Here is a 23,416-nt window from a genome sequence, read left to right on the forward strand (position 1 = left end):
TAGCTGTCAGAAATGCCTGAAAGAAATCTGTTTCGCGGCTGAGACAGCGAGCGGGGAACGCACCCCCACCGAAAGTGGGGGAAGTGCTCTGGAATGGGGCTTTGCGTGCATGCGTATCAGTGCTGAAACAGTTTTCCGTGATGCCATCGACGATTGCGCCATTCCTGGGGCCTGGCGGTCTTCGGCTGTTTCAGGGCTGAGACATGATGGCCAGGCAGAGGTGCTTTTGGTACGAATGTGCACTTTTCATTTCAAGGGTTTAGAGAAGGCGACGGCACTGTTAAGGGAATGATCGCGGGCCCCGGGTGTCTCATTCCACCGCTTGCCTACAGCCATGGCCGCAGGGTGAAACGCGCCAATGCGAGAAATTTTCGTTACACGCTGACCCGCGGCACTGCAATGCAGTAGCATGCCCAGCCTTTCGTCGGGCCCACCCGCGGGTGCTCCGGCGGCTGCACGAAAACAGAAGAAAACGAAAGAGAAATGCGCCTTCGGGGGAAGCAGTATGGAGTTTTGGAGTGCCTTTCAGGCGTTCGTCCTGGGAGTGGTCGAGGGGCTGACCGAGTTCCTGCCGGTGTCCAGCACCGGGCACCAGATCATAGTCGCCGACCTGCTGGGGTTCGTCGGTGAGCGGGCCCAGGCCTTCAACATCATCATCCAGCTGGCCGCCATCCTGGCGGTGGTCTGGGAGTTCCGCGGCAAGATCCTCGAGGTCGTCTGCGGCCTGCCCAGCCAGCCTCGTGCACAGCGTTTCACCGTCAACCTGCTGGTCGCCTTCTTTCCCGCCGTGGTGCTGGGCGTGGCCTTCGCCGACCTGATCCACCACTACCTGTTCAACCCCATCACGGTGGCGGCGGCGCTGGTGGTCGGCGGGGTGGTCATGCTCTGGGCGGAGAAGCGCGAGCACCGCATCCGCGCCGAGAGCGTCGACGACATGACCTGGAAGGACGCCCTGAAGGTCGGGTGCGCCCAGTGCCTGGCGCTGGTCCCCGGCACCTCGCGCTCCGGCGCCACCATCATCGGTGGCCTGCTGTTCGGCCTGTCGCGCAAGGCGGCCACCGAGTTCTCCTTCTTCCTGGCCATGCCGACCATGGTCGGCGCCGCCGTCTATTCCGGCTACAAGTACCGCGACCTGTTCCAGCCCGGCGACCTGCCGGTGTTCGCCGTGGGCTTCGTCACCTCCTTCATCTTCGCCATGATCGCCGTGCGCGGCCTGCTGAAATTCATCGCCAACCACAGCTACGCGATGTTCGCCTGGTACCGCATCGGCTTCGGCCTGCTGATCCTGGCGACCTGGCAGTTCAGCCTGATCGACTGGAGCAGCGCCGCTGCCTGAGGCCGCACGGATGAGCACGGAAAAGGACGGCGTGATCAGCCGCTGGGACGACGACAAGGGCTTCGGCTTCATCCGCCCGCGCGCCGGCGGCGAGGAACTCTTCCTGCACATCTCGGCCTTCCGCGGCGACCGCCGGCCCCAGGCCGGCGACGCGGTACGCTTCGTCGCAGGCTTCGACCGCCAGGGCCGCCCGCGCGCCGAGCATGCGCGCCTGGCCGGCCTGGCCGTGGACATGCCGGAAATCCGCCGCAAGCCGGCGGCGCCCGCCACCCGCGCCAAGGTCCGCAGCGGCCGGCAGATCGCCGAGCCGGCCCAACCGGGCGGCTGGGGCAGGGGCCTGGGCTGGCTCGCCGCCTTGCTGCTGTTGCCCCTGGCCGGTGCCGGCCGCCTGCTGCTCGCCGGCGCCGCGCCCTGGTGGCTGCTGGCCTACCCGCTGTTCAGCCTGGCCGCCTTCTTCGCCTACTGGCGCGACAAGCGCAGCGCCGAGCGGGGCGCCTGGCGCACCCCGGAGCAGACCCTGCACCTGCTGGAACTGCTGGGCGGCTGGCCGGGCGCCTTCCTGGCCCAGCGCCTGCTGCGCCACAAGACGCGCAAGCCCGGCTACCAGCTGGTGTTCTGGGCGATAGTGCTGGTGCACCAGCTGTTCTGGCTGGACCGCTTGCTCGGTGGCGTCCTTCTGGCGCGGGTGTTGCCCGCCTTCTGAGTCGATCTACAGCGGCTCGTCGCTATGGCCGAACCCCTCGGCCAGGTAGTCGATCAGCGCCCGCACCGCCGGCAGCAGCCCGCGCCGGTGCGGGTACACCGCCTGGAGGAAGGCCGCCGGCTCCTGCCAGTCGGGCAGTACCCGCACCAGTTGGCCGCTGGCCAGTTCTTCCTGGCAGTAGTAGAGGGGCAGGGTGGTGATGCCCAGGCCGGCCAGCGCCACGTTCTTGCGCAGGTTGAAGTCCTCCGCGGCCAGGCGCGCCTCCAGGGCCAGCTCGCGGACTTCGCCGCCGGGCCCGTGCAACTGCAGGTGCACCTTGCGATCGCTGCCGATGGCGCCCAGCACCGGCAGCCCGACGAGGTCGTCCGGGCCCTGCAGCTGGCGGCCGCGCAGCAGCTCCGGTGCGGCCACCAGCACCGCCGCGGCCGGGCGCAGGCGGCGGGTGACCAGCGACGGGTCCTCGTCGCCGGGCGCGCGCACGCGCAGCGCCACGTCCACGCCCTCGTTGACCAGGTCGACGCGCCTGTTGGTCAGCAGCAGTTCCAGGTTGACCTGCGGGAAGCTGGCGAGAAAGCCCGGCAGCATGGCGTTCAGGGAGGTCTCGGCCATCGCCACCGGGCACGACAGGCGCACCCGCCCGCGGGGTTCGGCGCTGAGCTGGGCGACCACCTCGTCGGCCATCTCCGCCTCCACCAGCATCGCCTGGCAGTGCCGGTAGTAGCGCTCGCCGATGTCGGTGAGCGCCAGCTTGCGGGTGGTGCGCTGCAGCAGGCGCGCGTTCAGGCGCGCCTCAAGTTCGGCGACGCGCCGCGACAGGCGCGACTTCGGCAGCCCCAGCTCGCGGCCCGCGGCGGCGAAGCCACCGGCCTCCACCACCTTGGCGAAATAGAAGAGATCGTTGAGGTCCTGCATGGGATTGTCCTGCTGGTGGGACGATTCATCGCATTTTTGCCGACTTATCGCTCATTGGCCACATGCGTAGTATGCCTCCCATCGCTTCCTACCCCCATTCACAGGAGCCACCCCATGAAACTTCTGCACATCGATTCCAGCATCCTCGGCGACGCCTCCGCCTCCCGCCAGCTCAGCCAGGAAGTGGTCCAGGCCTGGGCCGCCGCCGAGCCGGGCGTACAGGTGACCTACCGTGACCTGGCCGCCGACGCCATCAGCCACCTGTCCGCCGCCAGCCTGGTCGCCGCCGGCACCCCGGCGGAACTGCGCGACGCCGCGCAGAAGCACGAAGCCGCCCTGGGCGAGAGCAGCATCGAGGAGTTCCTCGCCGCCGACGCCATCGTCATCGGCGCGCCCATGTACAACTTCACCGTGCCCAGCCAGCTGAAGGCCTGGATCGACCGCATCGCCGTGGCCGGCAAGACCTTCCGCTACACCGAGAACGGTCCGCAGGGCCTGGCCGGCGGCAAGAAGGTGATCATCGTCTCCACCGCCGGCGGCCTGCACGCCGGCCAGCCGAGCGGCGCCGCCCACGAGGACTACCTGAAGCTGGTGCTGGGCTTCCTCGGCATCACCGACATCGAGGTGGTCCGCGCCCAGGGCCTGGCCTACGGCGAGGAGCCGCGCGCCAACGCCCTCAAGGGCGCCCGCGCGGAGATCGCCGCGGCCTTCGCCAGCGCCTGATCCACCCAGCGTCGAACGACGAAGCCCCGGCATTGCCGGGGCTTCGTGCTTTCAGGGCGCCGGCCGCCACAGGCCGACCTTGCGCGCCCGCGCTTCCTGCTCCTCGAAGTTGTACTGGGCGCGCTCCTCCTCGCCCTGGGCATCCGCCACCCGCCAGCGCGCCATGCCCACGGAAAGCTGGGCCCGGCCGACGTCCAGGGTATGCCCGCAACCCGGGCAATCGGCCGGCTCCACCCACACCGCCGCGCTGAGCGCCCCGGCGGCCTCCTCGCGCGGTAGCACCAGGGTGGCGCCGCGGCCCAAGGCCAGGCGCTGCAGGTTGTCCAGCGAGGCCTGGGCATAGGGTTCGCCGGCCCTGGGCGCCTCGACGCCACGCAGGCGCACCTCGACGCTGCGCTCGGCCAGACGGCAGGTCAGGCGATCGCCGCTGGCGACGGCGGTGACCTGGCAGGGGCCGTCGGCCAGCGCGACGGCGGGGAGGGCGAGGATGAACAGCAGGGCGGGGCGGGGTAGTCGCATGGGGGCTCCTGGGTTGGTCGTTGCAGGATAACGTCGCAGGGGAGGAAATGTCCTGCGCGGGGAGTGAGCCTGCTCCTACGCACGTGCCCGACCGTAGGGCGCATAACCGTTCGCGGTTATCCGCCGTCGGCCCGGGCGCCGGTGCCTGAGGCCAATGGCGGATAACGCCGTAGGCGTTATGCGCCCTACGGGGAGCCCGGGAGCTTCGTGACTCCGCTTCACGCCGAACGGTCCCCTCTCCCGCTTGCGGGGGAGGGCTAGGGAGGGGGTGCGGGGTCAGGGTTTGGCAGAGGTGCATGGGCGTAGTCCGTAGGGCGAATAACCGTTCGCGGTTATCCGCCGTCGGCCCGGGCGCCGGTGCCTGAGGCCAATGGCGGATAACACCGTAGGTGTTATGCGCCCTACGGGGAGCCCGGGAGCTTCGTGATTCCGCTTCACGCCGAACGGTCCCCTCTCCCGCTTGCGGGGGAGGGCTAGGGAGGGGGTGCGGGGTCAGGGTTTGGCAGAGGTGCATGGGCGTAGTCCGTAGGGCGAATAACCGTTCGCGGTTATCCGCCGTCGGCCCGGGCGCCGGTGCCTGAGGCCAATGGCGGATAACGCCGTAGGCGTTATGCGCCCTACGAACCATCCCCCGCGCTCGCCCCTGCAATGCCACCCGAACCATTCCCGACGGATTCGCTCGGACAAGTTCGTGCTAGGATTGCCTCCGGCCCCGAATTCCCCGGCCCCGCCGGCCTCTCCGGCGGGGCCATCCCCTCGATAGAAGGAATACCGCAATGGCTCAAGTCACCCTCAAGGGCAACCCGGTCAACGTCGATGGCAAGCTGCCGCAGAAGGGCGAGAAGGCCCCGGCCTTCAAGCTGGTCGGCGGCGACCTGGCCGACGTGACCCTGGAGAACTTCGCCGGCAAGCGCAAGGTGCTGAACATCTTCCCCAGCGTCGACACCCCGACCTGCGCCACCTCCGTGCGCAAGTTCAACGTCGAGGCCAGCAAGCTGGCCAACACCGTGGTGCTGTGCGTCTCCGCCGACCTGCCGTTCGCCCAGAAGCGCTTCTGCGGCGCCGAAGGCCTGGACAACGTGGTCAACCTGTCGACCCTGCGTGGCGCCGACTTCCTGGCCAACTACGGCGTGGCCATCGCCAGCGGCCCGCTGGCCGGCCTGGCCGCCCGTGCCGTGGTGGTGCTGGACGAGAACGACCTGGTGCTGCACAGCCAACTGGTCGGCGAGATCGCCGACGAGCCCGACTACGCCGCCGCAGTCGCCGCGCTGAGCTGATCGCCCGCCGCAGCCCCGGCTGCGCAGGTGCCTGGATGCCGCCCCGCCGATGGCCGGGCGGCATCTTCGTTTCCACTCCACTGTGGCGGGGGCGACAGTCGTTCTTCTGCTGCTGGCGGAACACTTGCCGCCTGGCACCGTCCAAGCGCCGTAACCCTCGGTAAAACAAAGGTAAATAGCGGGTAAAGAGGCTTTGCCCGCAGCCCCGCTGTGCTTATCGTTCCACCCTGAGGATTTCCTGCTGCGCGCCGCGTCATGGATGCGGCGCTTTGCCCTGCGCCTCGCTATCATCCAAACCTTTGGCCGCCTGATGACCGCTATGACTCCAAGCAATGGAACGCCCTCGAAACTCCGCAAGCTGCGCCCCTGGCTGATCACCGCCGCCGTCTTCGCCGCCGTGGTGGGGCTGAGCATGTGGCTGCACCAGACCAGCTCGGCGCCAGAGCCCCAGGCCGGCGGCGGACGCGGCGCCCGCGGGGCGGCCATGGCCGGGCGCGGGCCCGGCGGCACGGCCATCACCGTCAGCGTGGCGCCGGTGGTCAAGGGCGACCTGCCGGTGCACTACCATGCGCTGGGCACCGTCACCGCCTACAACACGGTGAACGTGCGGGCGCGGGTCAGCGGCCAACTGGTCAAGGTGCCGTTCCAGGAAGGCCAGCAGGTGAAGGCCGGCGACGTCCTCGCGGTGATCGACCCGCGGCCCTTCCAGGCGGCCCTGGACCAGGCGGTGGGCACCCTGCAGCAGAACCAGGCGCAGTTGAAGAACGCCCGGATCGACCTGGCGCGCTACAAGGGCCTGTACGCCGAGGACTCCATCGCCAAGCAGACCCTCGACACCCAGGAAGCCCTGGTGCGCCAGTACGAGGGTACCCTGCGCACCAACCAGGGCCAGGTCGACGACGCCAAGCTCAACCTCGAGTTCACCCAGGTGCGCGCGCCCATCTCCGGCCGCGTCGGCCTGCGCCAGGTGGACGTCGGCAACCTGGTCACCAGCGGCGACACCACGCCGCTGGTGGTCATCACCCAGGTCAGGCCGATCTCCGTGGTGTTCAGCCTGCCGCAGCAGCAGCTGGGCACCGTCGCCCGCCAGCTGTCCGGCAGCCAGCCGGTGCCGGTGGAGGCGCTGGACCGCAACCAGAACCAGACCCTCGCCAGCGGCGTGCTCAAGACCCTCGACAACCAGATCGACACCACCACCGGCACGGTCAAGCTCAAGGCCGCCTTCGAGAACGCCGACCAGAGGCTGTTCCCCAACCAGTTCGTCAACGTGCGCCTGCTCGCCGAGACCCTCCACGGCGTGCTGAGCATCCCGGCCAACGCGGTGCAGCGCGGCAACGACGGCACCTACGTGTACATCGCCGACGCCGACGGCAAGGCCAAGCGCCAGCTGGTCACCCTGGGCACCAGCGAGAACGAGCGGGTGGTGGTCACCGAGGGCCTGAAGGAAGGCCAGCGCGTGGTGGTCGAAGGCACCGACCGCCTGCGCGACGGCACCCGCCTGCACATAGTCGCCAGCGACGAGCAGGCCCGCGCCGCCGCCACCGAGGAAGGCGAGGCGGCCTCGCCGAAGCCGTTCGGCTCGGGCTCCCCGGCCCAGGACGACGGTAAGAGCGAATGAACCCGTCGCGCCTGTTCATCCTGAGGCCGGTCGCCACCACGCTGCTGATGGTGGCGATCCTGCTGTCGGGCATCATCGCCTACCGCTTCCTGCCGATCTCGGCGCTGCCGGAGGTGGACTACCCGACCATCCAGGTGGTCACCCTGTACCCCGGCGCCAGCCCGGAGATCATGACCTCCTCGGTCACCGCGCCGCTGGAGAACCAGCTGGGGCAGATCCCGGGGCTCAACGAGATGTCCTCCACCAGCTCCGGCGGCGCCTCGGTGATCACCCTGCAGTTCAGCCTGCAGGTCGACCTGGAGGTGGCCGAGCAGGAAGTGCAGGCGGCGATCAACACGGCGCAGAGCCTGCTGCCCAAGGACCTGCCCAACCAGCCGGTGTACAGCAAGGTGAACCCGGCCGACGCGCCCATCCTGACCCTGGCGGTGATGTCCCCGGACATGCCGCTGCCGAAGATCCAGGACCTGGTGGACACCCGCCTGGCGCAGAAGATCTCGCAGATCTCCGGCGTCGGCCTGGTCAGCATCAGCGGCGGCCAGCGCCCGGCCGTGCGCATCCGCGCCAACCCCGCGGCCCTGGCGGCCGCCGGGCTGAGCCTGGAAGACCTGCAGAGCACCGTCAGCAACAACAACCTGAACGGGCCCAAGGGCAGCTTCGACGGCCCGACGCGCTCCTCGACCCTGGACGCCAACGACCAGCTCAAGTCCGCCGACGCCTACCGCGACCTGATCCTCGCCTACAAGAACGGCTCGCCGCTGCGGGTGCGCGACGTCGCCAGCGTCGAGGACGACGCCGAGAACGTGCGCCTGGCCGCCTGGGCCAACAACACCCCGGCGGTGGTGCTGAACATCCAGCGCCAGCCGGGGGCCAACGTCATCGAGGTGGTGGACAGCATCAAGAAGATGCTGCCGCAGCTGCAGGCGACCCTGCCCGGCAGCCTGGAGGTCACGGTGCTGACCGACCGCACCACCACCATCCGCGCCTCGGTGGCCGACGTGCAGTTCGAGCTGTTCCTCGCCGTGTGCCTGGTGGTGATGGTCACCTTCCTGTTCCTGCGCAACCTCTCGGCCACCCTGATCCCCAGCTTCGCCGTGCCGCTGTCGCTGATCGGCACCTTCGGCGTCATGTACCTGGCCGGCTTCTCCATCAACAACCTGACGCTGATGGCGCTGACCATCGCCACCGGCTTCGTGGTGGACGACGCCATCGTCATGGTGGAGAACATCGCCCGCTACCTGGAGCAGGGCGACCCGCCACTGGAAGCGGCGCTCAAGGGCTCGAAGCAGATCGGTTTCACCATCATCTCGCTGACCTTCTCGCTGATCGCCGTGCTCATCCCGCTGCTGTTCATGGGCGACGTGGCCGGGCGGCTGTTCCGCGAGTTCGCCGTGACCCTGGCGGTGGCCATCCTGATTTCCGGCTTCGTCTCCCTGACCCTCACGCCCATGCTCGCCGCCAAGCTGCTCAGGCACGTCGAGCCGGAGCAGGAGGGCCGCTTCGCCCGCGCCGCCGGGCGCTTCATCGAGAACATGATCGAGCGCTACGCCGCCGCCCTGCGCGTGGTGCTGCGGCACCAGGGGCTGACCCTGCTGGTGGCCATCGGCACCCTGCTGCTGACCGCCGCGCTCTACGTCTTCATGCCCAAGGGCTTCTTCCCGGTGCAGGACACCGGGGTGATCCAGGGCATCGCCGAGGCGCCGCAGTCGATCTCCTTCCAGGCCATGGCGAGCCGCCAGCAGGAACTGGCCAAGGTGGTCCTGGCCGACCCGGACGTGGAAAGCCTGTCGTCCTTCATCGGCGTCGACGGCAGCAACGCCACCCTCAACACCGGGCGCATGCTGATCAACCTCAAGCCCCACAGCGAGCGCGACCTCACCGCCAGCGAGGTGATCCGCCGCCTGCAGCCGGAGCTGGACAAGGTCGCCGGCATCAAGCTGTACCTGCAGCCGGTGCAGGACCTCACCATCGAGGACCGCATCGCCCGCACCCAGTACCAGTTCACCCTGCAGGACGCCGACCCGGACGTGCTCGCCGAGTGGGTGCCGAAGCTGGTCGACCAGTTGCAGCAGCTGCCGCAGCTGGCCGACGTGGCCAGCGACTGGCAGGACAAGGGCCTGCAGGCCTACATCGACATCGACCGCGACACCGCCTCGCGCCTGGGCGTGAGCCTGTCGAGCATCGACAGCGTGCTCTACAGCGCCTTCGGCCAGCGGCTGATCTCCACCATCTTCACCCAGGCCACCCAGTACCGCGTGGTGCTGGAGGTGGCGCCGGACTTCCAGCTCGGCCCGCAGTCCCTGGAAAACCTCTACGTGCCGGCCAGCGACGGCACCCAGGTGCGCCTGTCGAGCCTGGCGAAGGTGGAGGAGCGCCACACCCTGCTGGCGGTCAACCACATCGCCCAGTTTCCGGCGGCGACCATCTCCTTCAACCTGGCCAAGGGCGTGGCCCTGGGCGAGGCGGTGCAGGCCATCCGCGACGTCGAGGCGCAGATGCAGATGCCGGCCAGCCTGGAAGGCAGCTTCCGCGGCGCCGCCGAGGCCTTCGAGGCGTCGCTGTCCAACACCCTGCTGCTGGTGCTGGCCTCCATCGTCACCATGTATATCGTGCTGGGCATCCTCTACGAGAGCTTCATCCACCCGGTGACCATCCTCTCCACGCTGCCCTCAGCCGGCGTGGGCGCGCTGCTGGCGCTGATGCTGGCCGGGCAGGACATCGGCATCGTGGCGATCATCGGCATCATCCTGCTGATCGGCATCGTCAAGAAGAACGCGATCATGATGATCGACTTCGCCCTGGACGCCGAACGCAACGAGGGCAAGCCGTCCCATGAGGCCATCTACCAGGCCTGCCTGCTGCGCTTCCGGCCGATCCTGATGACCACCATGGCCGCGCTGCTGGGCGCGCTGCCGCTGATGCTCGCCGGCGGCGCCGGCGCCGAGCTGCGCCAGCCGCTGGGCATCACCATGGTCGGCGGCCTGCTGCTGAGCCAGCTGCTGACGCTGTTCACCACCCCGGTCATCTACCTCTACTTCGACCGCCTGGCGCTGCGCTGGGCCAACTGGCGCAAGCGCCACGGGCTGGACGTGAACAGCCCCGACGAAGGCCTGGAGCAGGGCTGATGAACATCTCCCGCCCGTTCATCCTGCGGCCGGTGGCGACCCTGCTGCTGACCCTGGCAATGGTGCTGGCCGGGGCGCTGTCCTTCGGCCTGCTGCCGGTGGCGCCGCTGCCCAACGTCGACTTCCCGACCATCGTGGTGCAGGCGGCGCTGCCCGGCGCCAGCCCGGAGACCATGGCCTCCACCGTGGCCACGCCGCTGGAGCGCTCGCTGGGGCGCATCGCCGGGGTCACCGACATGACCTCCACCAGCTCCCTGGGCAACACCACCGTCATCGTCCAGTTCGACCTGTCGAAAGACATCGACGGCGCCGCCCGCGAGGTGCAGTCGGCGATCAACGCGGCCATGAGCCTGCTGCCCACCGGCATGCCGAACAACCCGACGTACCGCAAGGCGAACCCGTCGGACCAGCCGATCATGATCCTCACCCTGACCTCGGACACCTTCACCCGCGGGCAGATGTACGACCTGGCCTCGACCATCGTCTCGCCCAAGCTGGCCCAGGTGAAGGGCGTGGGCCAGGTGAGCATCGGCGGCTCCTCGCTGCCGGCGGTGCGGGTGGATGTCAACCCGGACCAGCTCAGCCACTACGGCATTTCCCTGGAGACGGTGCGCAGCGCCATCGACAACACCAACGCCACCGGGCCCAAGGGCGCCCTGGAGTTCGGCGAGCGGCACTGGCAGGTGGACGCCAACGACCAGTTGCGCAAGGCCAGCGAGTACGCGCCGCTGATCATCCACTACAACGCCGAGACCAACGCCGCGGTGCGCCTGCGCGACGTGGCCAAGGTCAGCGACTCGGTGGAGGACGTGCGCAACGCCGGCTTCTCCGACAACCTGCCGGCGGTGCTGCTGATCGTCACCCGCCAGCCCGGCGCCAACATCATCGAGGCCACCGACGCCATCCACGCGCAGTTGCCGATCATCCAGGACGTCCTCGGCCCGCAGGTCAAGCTCAGCGTCATGGACGACCGCAGCCCGTCGATCCGCGCCTCCCTGGAGGAGGCCGAGCTGACCCTGGTGATCTCGGTGCTGCTGGTGATCCTGGTGGTCTACCTGTTCCTGCGCAACGGCCGCGCCACGCTGATCCCCAGCCTGGCGGTGCCGGTGTCGCTGGTGGGCACCTTCGCCGTCATGTACCTGTGCGGCTTCTCGCTGAACAACCTGTCGCTGATGGCGCTGATCATCGCCACCGGCTTCGTGGTGGACGACGCCATAGTCGTGGTGGAGAACATCGCCCGGCGCATCGAGGAGGGCGACCACCCGGTCCGGGCGGCCATCCGCGGCGCCCGCGAGGTGAGCTTCACGGTGCTGTCGATGACCCTCTCGCTGGTGGCGGTGTTCATCCCGCTGCTGCTCATGGGCGGCATCACCGGGCGGCTGTTCCGCGAGTTCTCGGTGACCCTGGCGGCGGCCATCCTGGTCTCGCTGGTGGTCTCCCTGACCCTCACGCCCATGCTCTGCGCGCGCCTGCTGCGCCGCGCCGAGCGGCCGCAGAAGGCCTCGGTGGCGCGGCAGAGCAACCGCTACTTCGTCGCCTTCATGCTGCGCTACCGCGCCAGCCTGAGCTGGGCGCTGGAGCACTCGCGGCTGATGGTGGCGATCATGTTCGGCTGCATCGCGCTGAACCTCTACCTGTTCGCCATCGTGCCCAAGGGCTTCCTGCCGCAGCAGGACTCCGGGCGCCTGCGCGGCTTCGCGGTGGCCGACCAGAGCATTTCCTTCCAGGCCCTGGACCGCAAGATGGCGGAGTTCCGCAACATCCTCGCCCAGGACCCGGGGGTGGAGAACGTGGTCGGCTTCGTCGGCGGCGGCCGCTGGCAGTCGAGCAACACCGGCTCCTTCTTCGTCACCCTGAAACCCATCACCCAGCGCGACTCCGCCGAGGCCATAGTCGCGCGGCTGCGCAAGAAGCTGGCGGAAATCCCCGGCGCCAACCTCTACCTCACGGCCGGCCAGGACGTGCGCATCGGCGGCCGGCAGAGCAACGCGCAGTACGAGTTCACCCTGCGCAGCGACGACCTCACCCTGCTGCGCGACTGGGCGCCCAAGGTCGAGGCGGTGCTGAACAAGGTCCCGCAGCTGGTGGACGTCAACAGCGACGCCCAGGACAAGGGCGTGCAGAGCCGCCTGGTGATCGACCGCGACCGCGCCGCCAGCCTCGGCGTCGACGTGGCGGCGGTGGACGCGGTGCTGAACAACGCCTACGGCCAGCGCCAGGTGTCGACCATCTTCAACCCGCTGAACCAGTACCACGTGGTGATGGAAGTGGACCAGCCGTTCCAGCAGAGCCCGGAAGAGCTGCGCCAGGTCTACGTCATCGGCGCGGACGGCCAGCAGGTGCCGCTGTCGGCCTTCACCCACGTGGAGCCCAGCCGCGCGCCGCTGTCGGTCAACCACCAGGGGCAGTTCGCCGCCACTACCTTCTCCTTCAACCTGGCCCCCGGCGCGCTCATCGGCCCGGCCCGCGACGCCGTGATGGCGGCGCTGGAGCCGCTGCATCTGCCGCTGGAGATCCAGGCCAGCTTCGAAGGCAACGCCGGCGCCGTGCAGGACACCCAGAACGACATGCCCTGGCTGATCCTGCTGGCGCTGGTGGCGGTCTACATCGTCCTGGGCATCCTCTACGAAAGCTACGTGCACCCGCTGACCATCCTTTCCACGCTGCCCTCGGCGGGGGTGGGCGCGCTGCTGACGCTGATGCTGTTCCGCACCGAGCTGTCGCTGATCGCGCTGATCGGGGTGATCCTGCTGATCGGCATCGTCAAGAAGAACGCCATCATGATGATCGACTTCGCCCTGGACGCCGAGCGCACCCTCGGCCTGTCGCCGCGCGAGGCCATCCTGGAAGCCTGCATGAAGCGCTTCCGGCCGATCATGATGACCACCCTGGCGGCCATCCTCGGCGCGCTGCCGCTGATCTTCGGCATCGGCGGCGACGCCGCGCTGCGCCGCCCGCTGGGCATGACCATCGTCGGCGGCCTGATCGGCAGCCAGCTGCTCACCCTCTACACCACCCCCGTGGTCTACCTCTACCTCGACCGCCTGCGCCACTGGGTCAACCAGAAGCGCGGCGTGCGCACCGACGGCGCCCTGGAGACTCCGCTATGAACCGCCCGAACCCATCCCGCAGCCTGCTCGCCCTGGCGCTGTGCGCGGCGCTCGCCGGCTGCGCGGTCGGCCCCGACTACAAGCGCCCCGAGCTGGGCGTGCCGGCCGCCTTCAAGGAGGGCGAGGGCTGGCGCCTGGCGCAGCCGGCCGACCTGGCGGGCCACGGCCAGTGGTGGACGCTGTACGCCGACCCGACCCTGGACGACCTGCAGCAACGCCTGCTCGAGGCCAACCAGACCCTCGCCCAGTCCGAGGCCTCCTACCGCCAGGCCGCGGCACTGGTGAAGGGCTCGCGCGCCTCCTTCTTCCCGACCATCAGCGCCGACGTCGGCAAGACCCGCTCCGGCCAGGGCGGCAGCGGCAGCGGCAGCGTGCGCCTGCCCGACGGCTCCACGGTCAGCAGCGGTGGCAGCGGCGGCATCAGCAACAGCTACAGCGCGAGCCTGGGCGTGAGCTGGGAACTGGACCTGTGGGGCAAGCTGCGCCGCCAGCTGGAAGCCGACACCGCCAGCCGCGACGCCAGCGCCGCGGACCTGGCCGCCTCGCGCCTGTCGCTGCAGTCGCAACTGGCGCAGAACTACCTGCAGCTGCGGGTGATGGACCAGCAGATCAAGCTGCTCAACGACACGGTCGAGGCCTACGAGCGCGCGCTCAAGCTGACCACCAACCAGTACGACGCCGGCATCGTCACCAAGGCCGACGTGGCCCAGGCGCGCACCCAGCTCAAGAGCACCGAGGCCCAGGCCATCGACCTCAAGTACCAGCGCGCGCAGCTGGAGCACGCCATCGCCGTGCTGGTGGGCCAGGCCCCGGCCAACTTCAGCCTGGCCGCCACCGGCCAGGTGCCGAAGCTGCCGTCGATCCCGGCGCTGGTGCCCTCGCAACTGCTGGAGCGGCGCCCGGACATCGCCTCCGCCGAGCGCCAGGTGATCTCGGCCAACGCCAAGATCGGCGTGGCCAAGGCCGCCTGGTACCCCGACCTGACCCTGAGCGCCGCCGGCGGCTACCGCAGCGGCAGCTTCCACGACTGGATCGAGACGCCCAACCGCTACTGGTCCATCGGCCCGCAGTTCGCCATGACGCTGTTCGACGGCGGCCTGATCTCTTCCCAGGTGGAACAGGCCGAGGCCAGCTACGACCAGACCGTGGCCAGCTACCGCCAGACCGTGCTCGACGGCATGCGCGAGGTGGAGGACTACATGGTCCAGCTCAAGGTGCTGGAAGAGGAGAGCGGGGCGCAGAATGAAGCCCTGGACGCCGCCCGCGAAGCCCTGCGCCTGACCAGCAACCAGTACAAGGCCGGCACCGTGGACTACAACAGCGTGGTCACCACCCAGACCACGGCGCTGTCCAACGAACGCAACGTGCTGAGCCTGTACGGCAACCGCCTGGTGGCCAGCGTGCAACTGATCGCCGCCATGGGCGGCGGCTGGGACGCCGGCCAGATCGCCAGCGAGGGCGAGAGGGCGGCCAAGGCCGATTGACCCCGCCCTTCTCCGTAGGGCGCAAACGCCTACGGCGTTATCCGCCGTTTGGCCTCGGTTCCCGGCGGCTCCGGGGTTGACCTGGGCGTTGGCTGTGGCCTCGGTGTATCGGCGTATAACCGCGAACGGTTATACGCCCTACGCCAAGGTCGGGTCTGGCGTAGGGCGCATAACGCCTACGGCGTTATCCGCCGTTTGACCTTGGTTCCCGGCGGCTCCGGGGTTGATCTGGGCATTGGCCATGACCCCGGTGTATCGGCGAATAACCGCGAACATGAGGGAATGGCGTGGGTGGGCCTTCAATGCCTGAACCGCCGCGCCGTGGTGAAATTACGATCCCAGTAGCTGTTGCTCAGCGAATCGATGCGCACCGTCTTGCCGCTGCGCGGCGCGTGGATGAAGCGGTCATCGCCCAGGTACAGCCCGACGTGGCTGACCCGCGCGCCGCCATTGTGGCTGAAGAACACCGCATCCCCCGGCTTGAGCGCATGGCGCGGCACCTGGCGGTGCTTCTGGCGGATCATCGAGCGGGTGGTGCGCGGCAGTTCCAGGCCGATTTCCTTGCGGAACAGGTAGACCAGCAGGCCGCTGCAATCGAAGCCGGTCTTCGCCGAGGTGCCGCCCCAGCGGTACGGCGTGCCCACCAGTTGCCGCGCGCTCTGCAGCAGGCGGTGCATGTCGCCGTCCGGCACCCCGGGTTTCAGGCCGGGCTGTGCGCCGGGGCGGAAGAGTTGCGCCAGGCTGCCTTCCTGCGACTGGTAGCTGCGCCAGGCGGGCGCATCCAGCAGGTCGGCCGAAGCGAACAGGGGTGACAGGCAAATCAGCAACAGCAGGAAACTACGCACGACAGGTACCGCAGGGAAGCATTAGGAACAGGGCGTCATCCTAGGCATCCGGTGCGTGAGCGGTCAGTCGGAAAATTCGCCTGTACCAGGCGGAAAATACCAATCGGTGCCGGGGGCGCAGCCTGCAACTGCGCAAGAACGTTCAAGGCGGGCGCTGGGGGTTTCTGCCAAGCTGGTGGCCTCACTGCCTCGAAAGCATCATCCATGTCCCAACAACTGCTTCCCTCCCGCGCCTTCCTCAAGGGCGCCATCGCCATCATGCCGCTGTCCATCGCGGTGCTGCCCTGGGGCCTGCTGGCCGGCTCCCTGGCCATCGAGGCCGGGCTTTCGCCGCTGCACGGCCAGGGCCTGTCGGCCATCGTCTTCGCCGGCGCCGCGCAACTGGTGGCCATCGGCATGCTCAAGGGCGGTGCCGGGTTCTTCTCGATCATGATCACCACGCTGCTGCTGACCTCGCAGCACCTGCTCTACGGCATGAGCATGCGCCCGCTGATCGCCGACCTGCCCGGGCGCTGGCGCCTGGGCCTGGGCTTCCTGCTCACCGACGAATTCTTCGCCCTGACCAGCCAGCACGACCGCGAGACCTTCAACCGCTGGTACGCCCTGGGCGTGGGCCTGACCTTCTACGTGGCCTGGAACCTCTTCACCCTGGCCGGCGTGCTGCTGGGCAGCAGCATCCCGGGCCTGGAACACCTGGGCCTGGACTTCTCCGTGGCCGCCACCTTCGTGGCGCTGATCGCGCCGGTGGTGCGCAGCGTGCCGACGGTGGTCTGCGTGGCGGTGTCGCTGTTCTGCTCGGTGCTGTTCAGCTACTGGCAACTGGGCTCGGCCCTGGTGCTCTCGGGCCTGGCGGGCATGACCGCGGGCTTTCTCTGCAACAGGTTCGGCGGGAGGTCGGCATGATGGTCTGGGCCGTGATCGTCGGCATGGGGCTGATCGTCTTCTTCAACCGCTACGTGTTCCTCGAACCGCGCCTGCCGATCCGCCTGGGCAGCAACGTCCGGCAGTTCCTTGGCTTCGCCGTGCCGGGCATGCTCACGGCCATCTGCGGGCCCATCGTGTTCCTGCCCGAGCACCAGCTGAACCTGCGCCCGGACAACCCCTACCTGCTGGGTTCGCTGGTGGCGGTGGGGCTGGTGCTGTGGACGCGCAACACCCTGCTCAGCGTATTGCTGAGCATGGGCGTGTTCTTCCTGCTGCGCTGGTGGCTGTAGGGCGCATAACGCCCCAAGCGTTATCCGCCGTCGTCCTGGGTACCGGTGTCCGGGCCAACGGCGGATAACCGCGAACGGTTATGCGCCCTACGGTCAGGCACGTGCGTAGGAGCGGACTCCGTCCGCGATCGGGCTTGCAGGATGGCTCCGGACTTCCCGACAACGCCGGACGGCTCCCTCTCCCGCTTGCGGGAGAGGACTGGGGAGAGGGTGCGGAATCACGCCCGGCGCGGCGGTACGGTCAGGCACGCCCGTACAAGCGGACTCCGTCCGCGATCGGGCTTGCAGGATGGCTCCGGACTTCCCGACAACGCCGGACGGCTCCCTCTCCCGCTTGCGGGAGAGGGCTGGGGAGAGGGCGCGGAACCCCGCCCGGCGCCGACGTCCCGGCTAACGCCCTACGAAATCCCTTTCAACCCTTACGCTCGAACCCATACGCCCGCTCGACCTTGGCCACCCGCACGGCGAAGCGCTCGTACCAGTTCTGCCGCCCAGCGTCCCGCGCCAGCCGGTGCTCGGCATGCTCGCGCCACCGGCGAATACTGTCCTCGTCCTTCCAGTAGGACACGGTAATCCCCAGCCCATCCTCCCCGCGCGCCGACTCCACGCCGAGGAAACCCGGTTGCGCGGCGGCCAGCTCGACCATGCGTTCGGCCGCCTCGGCATAGCCGGCCTCCAGCGGCGTGCGCAGGGAGGTGAAGATCACCGCATAGTAGGGCGGTTCTGGCGTCGTGGCGGTCATGCTGCGTTCCTCGCATACTGGTTGGCGGCGCGCAGGAAGGCTTCGGCCAGGGGCACGCTGACACCGGCCAGGGCCTTGCGCTCGGGTTGGAACAGGGTGGCGACGAAGAAGGGATGGTCGCTGGCCTCCAGGGCGCGGATGCTGCCGTCCTCGCCGTGGGCGGTGGCGTGCAGGGTGTCGCCGAACAGCGCTTGCTGGTACTCCGGGTTGACGCCGTAGCTGCAGCGGTAGCCTTCGCGGATGCTCGGCTTGCCGTAGACGCTGGCCAGGCGCGAACCCGGTTGCAGGCGGATGTCCTCGCGCACCTCGATCAGCGAGCAGGGCAGGGCGTGGATCACCGGCCGTGCCGCGCGGGGTTCGACCTCGCCGTGGGCGGCGTCGTCCCAGCCCAGGACGTTGCGGGCTCGCTCCAGCAAGGCGTGCTGGAAGCCGGCGCAGGTACCCAGGTAGGGCACGCCGCGGGTGCGCGCGTGGGCGATGGCGCGCAGCGCGCCCTCGGTGCTGCGGTAGGGGCTGCCGGGGGTGCACCAGAAGCCGGAATAGGCGTCCAGCGCCAGGCCGCTGGCCAGGCGCGCGGTGTCCAGCCACTCCAGGCGCAGGGTGCCGGCGTGGGGCAGCAGCGACTGCTGCAGCGCCAGGGGAATGGCCCAGTGCGCGGTGACCCGGCTGTCGCGGTCGCCGATCAGGCCGATCCGCAGTAGTTTCCGCACCTTCCGCATCGCTCCGTCCCCCTGCGCTGGTGCCCGTTGGCGGGCGTCGCTGGGCAATCTATAGTTGCGCCGATGCAATCGAAATGGGCGGTTGCGCAATCCAAGAGTGCGCTCATGCAATATCGACTGGAATACGCCGACCTTTCCCTGGTACTGGCCCTGGTGCGCGGCGGCACCCTGGCGCGGGCCGCGGAGTTGCTGGCGGTGGACGTGTCCACGGTGTTCCGCGCCGTGCGCCGGCTGGAGAAGGCCCTGGGCATGGCGCTGTTCGAGAAGGGCCGCGCCGGCTACCTGCCCGGCGCCACCGCGCAGCAGCTGGCGCGCCAGGCGGAACTGGCCGAGCAGGCCCTGGAGGCGGCGCGGGTGGGCCTGGAGCAGGGCCGCGAAGTGCTCAGCGGCACGGTGCGCCTGACCTGCACCGACGCCGTGCTGCACGGCCTGCTGCTGCCGGCCCTGGGCCGTTTCATGGGCGGCTACCCCGGCCTGCACCTGGAGCTGTCCACCTCCAACGCCTTCGCCAACCTCAGCCGGCGCGACGCCGACGTCGCCCTGCGCCTGACCACCGCGCCGCCGGACTACCTGGTGGGCCGCTGCCTGGGCGAGGTGCGCTACGCCCTGTGCGCCCACGAGGACTACCTGGCCACCCAGGCCGGGCGCGACTGGAGCGAGCTGAGCTGGATCGCCCCGGACGAGTTCATGCCCGACCACCCCAGCGTCGCCTGGCGCCGCCAGCTGTACCCGGCGCTCACTCCGGCCTACCGCTGCGGCAGCATCCTCTCGGTACTGGAGCTGTGCAGCGCCGGCCTGGGCCTGGCGGCGTTGCCGGACTACCTGCTGCACGAAGGCGACGGCCTGCGCGTGCTGCAGCACGACCTGCCGGGCTGCGGCACCGCGCTGTGGCTGCTGACGCGGCCGGACTGCCGGGCCCTGCGCACCGTGGTCACGCTGTTCGAGGAACTGGCGCGGCACATCCGCCTGCCGCAATCCATCGGGCGCTGAACGACCACCCGACGAACAGAACGAACCCGGGGCGGCCGGCGGCCCTCCAATGGCCATCCCCGCATCGACCGGAGGTCACCATGAACCCGACACTGCACAAATGGCTGGGCAATCCCTGGCCGCAACGCGACGGCGACAATGCCGCCCGCGGCCTGCCGGGCTACCCGCGGGACGCAGAGCAGGACGCGGAAATCGTCAGGACCCTGGGCTTCGACCCCGACTCGCCGGACCTGGCCGACCCGCAGATCGACCCGCCGCAGCCGCCACACCCGCCCCGCGGGGGCCCCAGCCCGCAGCGCCACAAGCGCGCGCCGGGCGAGCAGTACCCGCCCTACGGCGATTGAGCCCTGCCCCCGGACGGCGGGGCTGCGCGGCGCCGGCACATGCCCTAGACTGCCGCTTTGCGCAAGTCGAGGAGCAGGGCATGTACCGGGGAAGCTGTCTGTGCGGCGCCGTCGCCTTCGAGCTGGAAGGTGAGCTGGCGCCCATCCAGGTCTGCCATTGCGGACAGTGCCGCAAGGCCCAGGGCGGGCCCTTCGCCACCAACATCCCGGTGCGCCGCGAGGCCCTGCGCCTGCTGGCGGGCCAGGAGCAGTTGCGCGCCTTCGAGTCCTCGCCGGGTAAACGGCGTTGGTTCTGCGCGAACTGCGGCTCGCCGATCTACAGCGAACGCGATGCCTTGCCCGGCATCCTGCGGCTGCGCGCCGGCACCCTCGATGGCGAGCTGCGCACCCGGCCGGAGGCCCACTACCACGTGGCCTCGGCGGCCAACTGGTGGCCGCTGGACGACGGCCTGCCGCGGCACCCCGCCGGCAAGCCCGGCTGAGCGAGGCGGCATTTGTCATGTTCGCAGCACCCGCCGCACGTTACCCTATGGGCCGCCTGAGTGGCTGATCGTCAAGGAGGAACGATGTCGGCATCACCCAGCCGCTTTCGCGTCATGGTGCTCGGTGGCTATGGCAATTTCGGCAGCCTGATCGTCCGCCGCCTGGCCGGCGCGGAGGGCATGCGCGTGCTGGTCGCCGGGCGCGACCAGAAGCGCGCCGGCCTGCTGGCCGCGGAGGTGGGCGGCGAGGCGGTGTGCCTGGACATGAACCAGCCGACCCTCGCCGGGCGCCTGCGCGAGCTGCGCGTGGACCTGCTGATCTCCACCGCCGGCCCCTTCCAGGCCCAGGACTACCGGGTGGCGCGCGCCGCGGTGGCGGCGGGGGCGCACTACGTCGACCTGGCCGACGCCCGCCAGTTCGTCTGCGCCATCGGCGAGCTGGACCGGGCGGCGCGCAGCGCCGGGGTGCTGGTGTGCGCCGGCGCCAGCTCGGTGCCGGCGCTCAGCGCCGCGGTGGTCGATGAACTGCTGCCGCGCTTCGCCCGCCTGGACGCCATCCACCACGGCATCAGTTCGTCGGCGAAGATTCCCGGCCAGGCTACCCTGGCGGCCGTGCTCGGCTACTGCGGCAAGCCGCTGCGCCAGTTGCGCGACGGCCGCTGGCAGGCGGTGTACGGCTGGCAGGACCTGGTCGCCCACCGCTTCCCGGCGCCGCTGGGGCGCCGCTGGCTGGCCAACTGCGACGTGCCCGACCTGGAACTCTTCCCGCAACGCTACCCGACGGTGCGCGAGGTGCGCTTCGGCGCCGGCCTGGGCCTGCGCACCACGCATTTCGGCACCTGGGCGCTGTCCTGGCTGGTGCGCCTGGGCCTGCTGCGGGACGCCAGCCGCCTGAGCCCCTGGCTGCAGCGCCTGGCCCAGGGCCTGGAACCGCTGGGCGACGGGCGCAGCGGCATGTTCGTGCGCCTGCAAGGCGAGGGCGCGGACGGCCGGCCCCTGCACCTGTGCTGGGAGCTGCAGGCGGCCGACGACCACGGGCCGAACATCCCCTGCATGGCGGCGGTCGCCCTGGCCCGCAAGCTGGCGGCCGGGCGCCTGGACAAGCGCGGCGCCACGCCCTGCATCGGCCTGCTGGGCCTGGACGACTACCTCGCCGAGCTGCAAGGCCTGAGCGTGCGCCATGGCCTGCGCGAGCTGGGGCCATTGCGCCCCGGCGCCTGATGCCTCCAAGGGGGTATGCGCGCCGGCGCCGCAGGCCCATCCGCCGCCGGCTACTGATCCACGACAAGAAATGCGCCGATCGCCCGCCCTAGACTCCGGGACCGCCCATCCCCGCGAGAGGAGTCACCCATGCACGTGGATATCGCCATCGTTGGCGCCGGCCCCGCCGGGCTCTGCCTGGCCCGCGCCCTGTCCGGCCATGGCCTGTCGATCCTGCTGATCGAGCGCCAGGCCCGCGCCGCCCTGGCCGAGCCGGCGGAGGACGGCCGCGAGATCGCCCTGACGCACGCCTCGCGCAGCCAGTTGCAACTCCTGGACATCTGGCCGCGGCTGGCTGCCCAGGACATAGCGCCGCTGCGCGACGCCCAGGTGCTCAACGGCCCCTCGCTGTTCGCCCTGCGCATCGATGCCGGCCTGGCCGGCGCCGGCCAGCTCGGCCACCTGGTGCCGAACCAGGCGATCCGCCGCGCCGCCTTCGCGGCGGTGGAAGATTGTGCCGACGTGGCCCTGCTCGACGGGCGCGCGCTGCAGTCCGTGCGCGTCACCGGCGAACGCGCCCGGCTCACCCTCGATGACGGCGAGCAACTGACCGCCGGCCTGCTGGTGGCCGCCGACAGCCGCTTCTCGGAAACCCGCCGCATGCTCGGCATAGGCGCGCGCATGGAAGACTTCGGCAAGACCATGCTGGTCTGTCGCATGGCCCACGCCAAGCCCCACCAGCAGGTGGCCTGGGAATGGTTCGGCTACGGCCAGACCCTGGCCCTGCTGCCGCTCAACGGCGACGTCTCGTCGGTGGTGCTGACCCTGCCGCAGCACGAGATGAACCCGATGCTGGCCCTGGACGAGGCGGCCTTCGCCCGCGACGTCGAGCGCCGCTTCGAAAGCCGCCTGGGTAGCATGGCCCTGCTCGGGCCGCGCCATTGCTACCCGCTGGTGGGCGTCTACGCCGACCGCTTCGCCGGCCCGCGCTGCGCGCTGCTGGGCGATGCCGCAGTGGGCATGCACCCGGTCACCGCCCACGGCTTCAACTTCGGCCTGCAGAGCGCCCGGCGCCTGGCCGCCGAAGTGCTGGCGGCCAGGCGCAAGGGCGGTGACTGGGGCGCCGCCGGCCCCCTGCGTCGCTACGCCCTGGCGCACCGCCTGGCGACCTGGCCGCTGTACCAGGCCACCAGCCTGATCGCCGGGCTGTACAACGACCCGCGCCCACCGGCGCGCCTGCTGCGCAATGCCGGCCTGCGCCTGGCCCAGGGCCTGCCGCCGCTGCGCCAGGCCATCGCCCGGCACCTGACGCAGAACGCCTGAAACAGACGGCCCGCGCCGGGGGAGGGCGCGGGCCGCGAGCCAAGAAAGTACGGGAGGAAAGACCATGGCCCTGACATCCACCGACATCTGCGCCGCCGCCGATCGCCTGAAGGGCTTCGTCGGCTTCAACCGCAAGACCGGCAAGTACCTGGTGCGCTTCAGCGAGGACTCCTTCGGCCTCGACGTGGACCAGGACAGCATCGTCCCGGCCTGCGAGTTCGTCTGGGCGCAGAAGACCGGCGAGCTGATGACGCTGAGCCGCGAATGCCTGCAGATACTCCAGGCGCAGAACATCGCCGAGCGCCTGGAGTTCGGCGAGGCGCTGCAGACCTACCTGCGGCGCACCGACCTGCCGGAAATCTGCGCCCAGCGCCAGCTGAAGTAGCCGGTGCCGCCTGGAGCCCGGTCACGATCTCGTGAGCGAAAGCAGGCGAGGGAGCGTAATGCCGTTCGTGCTTCAGCGAAGGCGGGAACGTAGGGCGAATAACCGTTCGCGGTTATCCGCCGCTGGCCGTGCCACCGGAGCGTTCGGCGAGGCCGGTGAATCCAATCGCGGACAAAGTCCGCTCCTACACCCGTGCCCGACCGTAGGGCGAATAACCGTTCGCGGTTATCCGCCGCTGGCCGTGCTACCGGGGCGTCCGGCGTGGCCGGTGAATCCAATCGCGGACAAAGTCCTACGCTGGCCGAGCCATGCCATTCCCCTGTAGGAGCGCGCCCTGCGCGCGAATCGCGGGCAGGGCCCGCTCCTAC

Annotated in this window: 21 protein-coding genes; 16 read left to right on the forward strand and 5 right to left on the reverse strand. The window is 69.8% G+C overall.

The features are described 5' to 3' along the window. Window positions 1-505: 505 nt before the first annotated feature. Window positions 506-1,336 (forward strand): undecaprenyl-diphosphate phosphatase, encoded by an 831-nt coding sequence (locus tag CHC02_RS14460; RefSeq protein WP_089392153.1) that lies wholly within the window; start codon window positions 506-508, stop codon window positions 1,334-1,336. Window positions 1,337-1,346: 10 nt separating this feature from the next. Beyond that, the gene (locus CHC02_RS14465; RefSeq protein ID WP_089392154.1) at window positions 1,347-2,039 is read left to right on the forward strand and encodes a DUF1294 domain-containing protein; all 693 of its coding nucleotides are present in this window, start codon (window positions 1,347-1,349) and stop codon (window positions 2,037-2,039) included. Between the two features lie 6 nt (window positions 2,040-2,045). Here CHC02_RS14465 and CHC02_RS14470 read toward each other — a convergent pair whose 3' ends face one another. After that, on the reverse strand, window positions 2,046-2,951 hold the full coding sequence (locus tag CHC02_RS14470; protein ID WP_089392155.1) for a LysR substrate-binding domain-containing protein: 906 nt from the start codon (window positions 2,949-2,951) through the stop codon (window positions 2,046-2,048). Window positions 2,952-3,065: 114 nt separating this feature from the next. Between CHC02_RS14470 and CHC02_RS14475 the strand changes: the two genes are divergently transcribed. Beyond that, window positions 3,066-3,674, forward strand: a complete 609-nt coding sequence (locus CHC02_RS14475; RefSeq protein WP_089392156.1) for an FMN-dependent NADH-azoreductase — start codon at window positions 3,066-3,068, stop codon at window positions 3,672-3,674. 51 nt (window positions 3,675-3,725) lie between these two features. Here CHC02_RS14475 and CHC02_RS14480 read toward each other — a convergent pair whose 3' ends face one another. After that, entirely contained in the window at window positions 3,726-4,193 is a 468-nt protein-coding gene (locus tag CHC02_RS14480) for a thermonuclease family protein (protein ID WP_089392157.1), read from the reverse strand. Between the two features lie 776 nt (window positions 4,194-4,969). On the opposite strand from CHC02_RS14480, the gene tpx reads away from it, so the two are divergent. The 5 genes from tpx to CHC02_RS14505 all read left to right on the forward strand — a co-directional run bounded on the left by tpx (window position 4,970) and on the right by CHC02_RS14505 (window position 14,804). Next, the gene (tpx, locus tag CHC02_RS14485) at window positions 4,970-5,470 is read left to right on the forward strand and encodes a thiol peroxidase (protein ID WP_089392158.1); all 501 of its coding nucleotides are present in this window, start codon (window positions 4,970-4,972) and stop codon (window positions 5,468-5,470) included. Between the two features lie 319 nt (window positions 5,471-5,789). Next, on the forward strand, window positions 5,790-7,088 hold the full coding sequence (locus CHC02_RS14490) for an MdtA/MuxA family multidrug efflux RND transporter periplasmic adaptor subunit (RefSeq protein ID WP_089392159.1): 1,299 nt from the start codon (window positions 5,790-5,792) through the stop codon (window positions 7,086-7,088). Then, entirely contained in the window at window positions 7,085-10,210 is a 3,126-nt protein-coding gene (locus tag CHC02_RS14495) for an MdtB/MuxB family multidrug efflux RND transporter permease subunit (protein WP_089392160.1), read from the forward strand. Before CHC02_RS14490 ends, CHC02_RS14495 begins: the two co-directional genes overlap by 4 nt. Beyond that, window positions 10,210-13,320 (forward strand): multidrug efflux RND transporter permease subunit, encoded by a 3,111-nt coding sequence (locus CHC02_RS14500; RefSeq protein WP_089392161.1) that lies wholly within the window; start codon window positions 10,210-10,212, stop codon window positions 13,318-13,320. Before CHC02_RS14495 ends, CHC02_RS14500 begins: the two co-directional genes overlap by 1 nt. Further along, complete coding sequence (locus tag CHC02_RS14505) at window positions 13,317-14,804, forward strand: efflux transporter outer membrane subunit (protein ID WP_089392162.1); 1,488 nt, start codon at window positions 13,317-13,319, stop codon at window positions 14,802-14,804. The genes CHC02_RS14500 and CHC02_RS14505 overlap by 4 nt, the downstream gene beginning before the upstream one ends. A 299-nt stretch (window positions 14,805-15,103) precedes the next feature. On the opposite strand, the gene CHC02_RS14510 is transcribed toward CHC02_RS14505, so the two are convergent. Next, the gene (locus tag CHC02_RS14510) at window positions 15,104-15,649 is read right to left on the reverse strand and encodes a C40 family peptidase (protein ID WP_244160912.1); all 546 of its coding nucleotides are present in this window, start codon (window positions 15,647-15,649) and stop codon (window positions 15,104-15,106) included. Between the two features lie 204 nt (window positions 15,650-15,853). Between CHC02_RS14510 and CHC02_RS14515 the strand changes: the two genes are divergently transcribed. Next, entirely contained in the window at window positions 15,854-16,552 is a 699-nt protein-coding gene (locus CHC02_RS14515) for an AzlC family ABC transporter permease (RefSeq protein ID WP_089392163.1), read from the forward strand. Next, window positions 16,549-16,863 (forward strand): AzlD domain-containing protein, encoded by a 315-nt coding sequence (locus CHC02_RS14520; protein WP_089392164.1) that lies wholly within the window; start codon window positions 16,549-16,551, stop codon window positions 16,861-16,863. Before CHC02_RS14515 ends, CHC02_RS14520 begins: the two co-directional genes overlap by 4 nt. Window positions 16,864-17,275: 412 nt before the next feature. Here CHC02_RS14520 and CHC02_RS14525 read toward each other — a convergent pair whose 3' ends face one another. Beyond that, complete coding sequence (locus CHC02_RS14525; protein ID WP_089392165.1) at window positions 17,276-17,605, reverse strand: antibiotic biosynthesis monooxygenase family protein; 330 nt, start codon at window positions 17,603-17,605, stop codon at window positions 17,276-17,278. Then, window positions 17,602-18,324, reverse strand: a complete 723-nt coding sequence (locus tag CHC02_RS14530; protein WP_089392166.1) for a CTP synthase C-terminal region-related (seleno)protein — start codon at window positions 18,322-18,324, stop codon at window positions 17,602-17,604. Before CHC02_RS14530 ends, CHC02_RS14525 begins: the two co-directional genes overlap by 4 nt. Before the next feature lie 105 nt (window positions 18,325-18,429). On the opposite strand from CHC02_RS14530, the gene CHC02_RS14535 reads away from it, so the two are divergent. The 6 genes from CHC02_RS14535 to CHC02_RS14560 all read left to right on the forward strand — a co-directional run bounded on the left by CHC02_RS14535 (window position 18,430) and on the right by CHC02_RS14560 (window position 23,048). Then, window positions 18,430-19,314 carry a LysR family transcriptional regulator gene (locus CHC02_RS14535; RefSeq protein ID WP_089392167.1) on the forward strand — a complete coding sequence of 295 codons (885 nt, stop codon included), beginning with the start codon at window positions 18,430-18,432 and terminating at the stop codon, window positions 19,312-19,314. An 80-nt stretch (window positions 19,315-19,394) separates the two neighbouring features. Further along, the gene (locus CHC02_RS14540; RefSeq protein ID WP_089392168.1) at window positions 19,395-19,658 is read left to right on the forward strand and encodes a DUF6021 family protein; all 264 of its coding nucleotides are present in this window, start codon (window positions 19,395-19,397) and stop codon (window positions 19,656-19,658) included. A gap of 80 nt (window positions 19,659-19,738) precedes the next feature. Then, window positions 19,739-20,140: a GFA family protein gene (locus CHC02_RS14545; protein ID WP_089392169.1), complete on the forward strand. Its 402-nt coding sequence runs from the start codon at window positions 19,739-19,741 to the stop codon at window positions 20,138-20,140. Window positions 20,141-20,224: 84 nt separating this feature from the next. Next, the gene (locus CHC02_RS14550; RefSeq protein WP_089392170.1) at window positions 20,225-21,361 is read left to right on the forward strand and encodes a saccharopine dehydrogenase family protein; all 1,137 of its coding nucleotides are present in this window, start codon (window positions 20,225-20,227) and stop codon (window positions 21,359-21,361) included. 129 nt (window positions 21,362-21,490) lie between these two features. After that, window positions 21,491-22,663, forward strand: coding sequence for a 5-demethoxyubiquinol-8 5-hydroxylase UbiM (gene ubiM, locus CHC02_RS14555; RefSeq protein WP_089392171.1), 1,173 nt, complete (start codon window positions 21,491-21,493; stop codon window positions 22,661-22,663). Between the two features lie 64 nt (window positions 22,664-22,727). Further along, window positions 22,728-23,048, forward strand: coding sequence for a DUF2025 family protein (locus CHC02_RS14560; protein ID WP_089392172.1), 321 nt, complete (start codon window positions 22,728-22,730; stop codon window positions 23,046-23,048). Window positions 23,049-23,416: the final 368 nt, after the last annotated feature.

Origin of the sequence: Pseudomonas delhiensis (assembly GCF_900187975.1) — a bacterium.
Taxonomy (GTDB): domain Bacteria; phylum Pseudomonadota; class Gammaproteobacteria; order Pseudomonadales; family Pseudomonadaceae; genus Pseudomonas; species Pseudomonas delhiensis.

Excerpts from the sequence above, each read along its gene's own strand:
- CHC02_RS14490 (WP_089392159.1), top strand. The coding sequence starts at position 5,790 with ATGACTCCAAGCAATGGAACGCCCTCGAAACTCCGCAAGCTGCGCCCC.
- CHC02_RS14495 (WP_089392160.1), top strand. The coding sequence starts at position 7,085 with ATGAACCCGTCGCGCCTGTTCATCCTGAGGCCGGTCGCCACCACGCTG.
- CHC02_RS14560 (WP_089392172.1), top strand. The coding sequence starts at position 22,728 with ATGGCCCTGACATCCACCGACATCTGCGCCGCCGCCGATCGCCTGAAG.
- CHC02_RS14500 (WP_089392161.1), top strand. The coding sequence starts at position 10,210 with ATGAACATCTCCCGCCCGTTCATCCTGCGGCCGGTGGCGACCCTGCTG.
- CHC02_RS14540 (WP_089392168.1), top strand. The coding sequence starts at position 19,395 with ATGAACCCGACACTGCACAAATGGCTGGGCAATCCCTGGCCGCAACGC.
- CHC02_RS14460 (WP_089392153.1), top strand. The coding sequence starts at position 506 with ATGGAGTTTTGGAGTGCCTTTCAGGCGTTCGTCCTGGGAGTGGTCGAG.
- CHC02_RS14505 (WP_089392162.1), top strand. The coding sequence starts at position 13,317 with ATGAACCGCCCGAACCCATCCCGCAGCCTGCTCGCCCTGGCGCTGTGC.
- CHC02_RS14550 (WP_089392170.1), top strand. The coding sequence starts at position 20,225 with ATGTCGGCATCACCCAGCCGCTTTCGCGTCATGGTGCTCGGTGGCTAT.
- CHC02_RS14535 (WP_089392167.1), top strand. The coding sequence starts at position 18,430 with ATGCAATATCGACTGGAATACGCCGACCTTTCCCTGGTACTGGCCCTG.
- CHC02_RS14525 (WP_089392165.1), bottom strand. The coding sequence starts at position 17,605 with ATGACCGCCACGACGCCAGAACCGCCCTACTATGCGGTGATCTTCACC.
- CHC02_RS14530 (WP_089392166.1), bottom strand. The coding sequence starts at position 18,324 with ATGCGGAAGGTGCGGAAACTACTGCGGATCGGCCTGATCGGCGACCGC.
- CHC02_RS14465 (WP_089392154.1), top strand. The coding sequence starts at position 1,347 with ATGAGCACGGAAAAGGACGGCGTGATCAGCCGCTGGGACGACGACAAG.
- CHC02_RS14545 (WP_089392169.1), top strand. The coding sequence starts at position 19,739 with ATGTACCGGGGAAGCTGTCTGTGCGGCGCCGTCGCCTTCGAGCTGGAA.
- tpx (WP_089392158.1), top strand. The coding sequence starts at position 4,970 with ATGGCTCAAGTCACCCTCAAGGGCAACCCGGTCAACGTCGATGGCAAG.
- ubiM (WP_089392171.1), top strand. The coding sequence starts at position 21,491 with ATGCACGTGGATATCGCCATCGTTGGCGCCGGCCCCGCCGGGCTCTGC.
- CHC02_RS14470 (WP_089392155.1), bottom strand. The coding sequence starts at position 2,951 with ATGCAGGACCTCAACGATCTCTTCTATTTCGCCAAGGTGGTGGAGGCC.
- CHC02_RS14520 (WP_089392164.1), top strand. The coding sequence starts at position 16,549 with ATGATGGTCTGGGCCGTGATCGTCGGCATGGGGCTGATCGTCTTCTTC.
- CHC02_RS14475 (WP_089392156.1), top strand. The coding sequence starts at position 3,066 with ATGAAACTTCTGCACATCGATTCCAGCATCCTCGGCGACGCCTCCGCC.
- CHC02_RS14480 (WP_089392157.1), bottom strand. The coding sequence starts at position 4,193 with ATGCGACTACCCCGCCCCGCCCTGCTGTTCATCCTCGCCCTCCCCGCC.
- CHC02_RS14515 (WP_089392163.1), top strand. The coding sequence starts at position 15,854 with ATGTCCCAACAACTGCTTCCCTCCCGCGCCTTCCTCAAGGGCGCCATC.